Here is a 4,400-nt window from a genome sequence, read left to right as displayed (position 1 = left end):
GGCGGGGCCACGTTCGAGGTGTTGCTGGTCGCGGTGTCGTACCCCACGCCCGGCGGCAGCCGCACCGACGTCGTCCAGGTGCCGCTCAGTTTCCGGCCAGAACCACTGCCGGGGGCAGAACGCGCGCTGATCGGCGAACTTCCCGGAACCCGCGCTGATGCAGCCCACCAGTGGGTGTACGACGGCGTCCATGATGCGTCCTTCGTCGCCGCCTGGCTGGAGCTGATGCGGCACGGCGCAACGACGCCGTCGGGCAACGCCACCGGCCACCTGGTGGAGTCCGGCTACCGCCTGCCGTTCGCAACAGGCAAGGTCAAAGTCCTCGCGGGCGAGCAATCGAACAGTTCGGTGATCGTCGACGACGAGGACGGCGGCACAGTCGCCATCGTGAAGTTCTTCCGGGTGCTGTCCGAAGGCCAGAATCCCGAGGTTGAAATCGGTGCGGCGCTGACTGCGGGGCACACCGCGGAGGTCCCGGCAACCCTTGGCTGGGTGGCCGGCGAGTGGGAGGTGCCGGCGGCCGTAGCAGGGGCGGAACCGTCCGGTACCGCCCGCTCTGCCACTGTCCGTCCCGCCTCCGGCGAACTCGCTGTGGCGCACGAATTCCTCGCCGGCGGGCTCGATGCGTGGCGGCTCGCCGTGGACGCGGCCAGCCGGGGGATCGGGTTCGCTGCCGAAGCCCACGCGCTGGGCGCGGCGACAGCCACGGTACACCGCAGGCTCGCCGAGGCCCTGGGCACAGCCGCCGAATCTGCGCCGGGGCAGGACATCGCGCCGGGAGTGGCCGAGCGCGTCCGTCAGTCCTGGGCCCAGGCCGGCCAGGCCGTCGGGCCTTACGAAGAAGCCCTGGACCGTCTCCTCGGCCGGCTCGAGGGTACCAGCGCTGGCCCGCTCCAGCGTATCCACGGCGACCTCCACCTCGGGCAGATCCTGCAGGTGCCCGGCAGCATGGTCCCGGGCGAGCCGGGGGCCCCCCCGCGCTGGGCCATCCTCGACTTCGAGGGCGAGCCCCTGCGCCCCATCGCCGAGCGCAACTTCCCGGACGTCGCTCTTCGCGACGTTGTCGGCATGCTGCGGTCCTTCGACTACGCCGCCGGCGCCGCCGTCCGCGAAAACCCCGGAGCCGTGGTGCCCGGGACCTGGGTGGATGACTGCGCTGAGGCCTTCCTGGCCGGCTACGCCGACGTCATTCCCGGCAGCATCGACCGCGACTCGCCGCTCTTTGTGGCGCTGTGGCTCGACAAGGCCCTCTACGAAGTCATCTACGAACTAAGGAACAGGCCCGACTGGCTCTCCATCCCGGTGAACGCATCGCGTCGTCTCCTCGGCAGTACAGGTTCCGGCGTCGCCGCCGAAGCCGCAGCGGAAGGTATAAAAATGACAGGATCAGCACGTATCGATCGGCCCGGCACACCACTGCCCGTGGATGGCGAGACCCTTGCGAGGGTCTCCAGCGGCGAACACCACGCGCCCCACTCGGTCCTCGGCGCCCACCTCGATGACCATGGCCATGTCACCATCCGGACGGTCAAGCACCTGGCGGAAGCGGTCTCGGTCGTGACGTCGGCGGGTTCGACGCCCATGACGCACGAATCGAGCGGCGTATGGGTGGCCGTGATGGAGCCGCTCGAGCGCGGCCATGTGCCGGATTACCGGCTCGAGGTGACCTACAAGGACCACGAGCCCCAGGTCATGGACGACCCCTACCGTTACCTGCCAACCGTCGGCGAAGTGGACCTGCACCTGATCGGTGAGGGCCGGCACGAGCGTCTGTGGGATGTCCTCGGCGCGCATGTGCAGCACTACAAGTCCTCGCTTGGCGACGTCGACGGCGTGTCCTTCGCCGTCTGGGCCCCGAACGCCCAGGCAGTGCGCGTCAAGGGTGACTTCAACGGCTGGGACGGCCGCGAACACTCCATGCGCTCCCTCGGTTCCACCGGTGTGTGGGAGGTCTTCATTCCCGGGGTTGTAGCAGGGGCGTGCTACAAATTTGAACTCAGGACCCGGCACGGATACTGGGTGGAAAAAGCGGACCCGCTGGCCTTCGGCACCGAAGTCCCGCCGCTGACGGCATCCCGGGTGGTGGAGCCCTCTTACGTCTTCAAGGATGCCGAGTGGATGCAGGCCCGCGCCGCCCGCGATCCGCACAACTCGGCCATGAGCGTCTACGAGGTCCACCTCGGCTCCTGGAAGGTGGGGCTGGGCTACCGCGAACTGGCCAAGGAACTCGTGGAATACGTCAAATGGCTCGGCTTCACCCACGTGGAGTTCATGCCCGTGGCCGAGCACCCCTTCGGCGGCTCGTGGGGCTACCAGGTCACCTCGTACTTCGCGCCGACCTCGCGATTCGGGCACCCGGACGAATTCCGCCACCTCGTCGACGAACTCCACCAAGCCGGCATCGGCGTCCTCCTCGACTGGGTCCCGGCGCACTTCCCCAAGGACGAGTGGGCCCTGGCCCGGTTCGACGGCGAAGCGCTATACGAGCACGCCGATCCGAACCTGGGCGAGCACCCGGACTGGGGAACGCTGATCTTCGACTTCGGCCGCAGGGAGGTGCGCAACTTCCTGGTGGCCAACGCCCTGTACTGGCTCGATGAGTTCCACATCGACGGGCTCCGCGTGGACGCCGTCGCCTCGATGCTCTACCTCGACTACTCCCGGGAAGAGGGCCAGTGGCAGCCAAACCGTTTTGGCGGCCGCGAAAACCTGGAAGCGATCTCCTTCCTCCAGGAGGTCAACGCCACGGTCTACAAAACCCACCCCGGCGCGGTCATGATTGCCGAGGAATCCACCGCATTCCCGGGCGTCACGGCACCCACGAGCGGCGGCGGACTGGGCTTCGGCCTCAAATGGAACATGGGCTGGATGCACGACTCGCTCAAATACATGGCCGAGGACCCATATAACCGCCGGTGGCACCACGGCACCATCACGTTCTCGATGGTCTACGCCTTCACGGAAAACTTCCTGCTGCCCATCAGCCACGATGAAGTTGTGCACGGCAAGGGCTCCATGCTGCGCAAGATGCCCGGTGACCGGTGGCAGCAGTTGGCAAACCTGCGCGCATTCCTGGGATATCAGTGGGCCCACCCGGGCAAGCAGCTGATCTTCATGGGCACCGAATTCGGCCAGGAAGCGGAGTGGTCGGAGCAGTACGGCCTGGACTGGTGGCTCGCGGACATCCCGGCACACAACGGCATGCAGCTCCTGACCAAGGACCTCAACGAGCTCTACCGTTCCACGCCGGCGCTGTACGAGCGGGACAACCAGCCCGAAGGGTTCCAGTGGATCAATGGGGGAGACTCGGACCGCAATGTGCTGACGTTCATCCGCCGCGACGCCGACGGCAACCCGCTGGTCTGCGCCGTGAACTTCTCCGGCGGCCCGCACACGGACTACCTCCTCGGCGTCCCGACCGCCGGCGAGTGGCAGGAAGTGCTCAACACCGACGCCGCCAGCTATGGCGGTTCCGGGGTGGAGAACACTGGAACCCTGACCGCGACGAAGGACGGCCTGGACGGACAACCGGCCATGCTCACCGTCACCCTGCCTCCGCTAGGGGCCGCGTACTTCAAGCCGCTGGGCTAGGAGCTAGGCGCAGCGCCCGGGCAGCAGGTCTGGCGCGCGTGGGGAAGTGTTTGCGAGGGGCCCGGAATCCCCGTGATTCCGGGCTTTTCTGCACCGTCTTCGGCGCCGCTTTGTCAGCCGGTCCAAGTGGTGGTAGAGTTTATTTCCGCGCTGCTCCCCGGAGTTGAACGGCCACCAAGACCCAGAAGCCTATGGCAAGAATGAGTCTGGATCGCCGATTTGACTAGGGTGAAGCGGCCGGGTAAGTTTGAAAAGTTGCTCCGGAGCGATCCGCGACCGAAATGTTGGTTGTGGTGGTGCCGGGTGTGTCTGTTGTTTGAGAACTCAATAGTGTGCCAAGTTTGTTGATACCAATTTATTGTATTGAATTGGTTGAATTTGCCGGGCCCGCCACCCCGTGGTGTGGTCTGGTGTTATTTGGCTGGTTTCAAATTTTGTGCAGCGTGTGTATCCCGTTTTCCCGGGGGCGCATGTTGTGTCTGTTTTACTTCAACGGAGAGTTTGATCCTGGCTCAGGATGAACGCTGGCGGCGTGCTTAACACATGCAAGTCGAACGATGATCCGGTGCTTGCACCGGGGATTAGTGGCGAACGGGTGAGTAACACGTGAGTAACCTGCCCTTAACTCTGGGATAAGCCTGGGAAACTGGGTCTAATACCGGATATGACTCCTCATCGCATGGTGGGGGGTGGAAAGCTTTATTGTGGTTTTGGATGGACTCGCGGCCTATCAGCTTGTTGGTGAGGTAATGGCTCACCAAGGCGACGACGGGTAGCCGGCCTGAGAGGGTGACCGGCCACACTGGGAC

Annotated in this window: 1 protein-coding gene and 1 rRNA gene; both read left to right on the top strand. The window is 65.3% G+C overall.

Annotation, left to right across the window (positions count from 1 at the left end; translation table 11 throughout):
* On the top strand, positions 1-3,591 hold a 3,591-nt coding region (locus Y706_RS24515), incomplete at its 5' end, for a 1,4-alpha-glucan branching enzyme (RefSeq protein WP_084476035.1).
* Between the two features lie 489 nt (positions 3,592-4,080).
* Positions 4,081-4,400 (top strand): 16S ribosomal RNA (locus Y706_RS0108975); the annotation flags it as partial.

This window comes from Arthrobacter sp. I3, from assembly GCF_000520575.1.
In the GTDB taxonomy this organism is placed as follows: domain Bacteria; phylum Actinomycetota; class Actinomycetes; order Actinomycetales; family Micrococcaceae; genus Arthrobacter; species Arthrobacter humicola_A.
The sequence above is the reverse complement of the archived record's forward strand: the minus strand, read 5'-3'. Positions and strand labels throughout refer to the sequence as shown.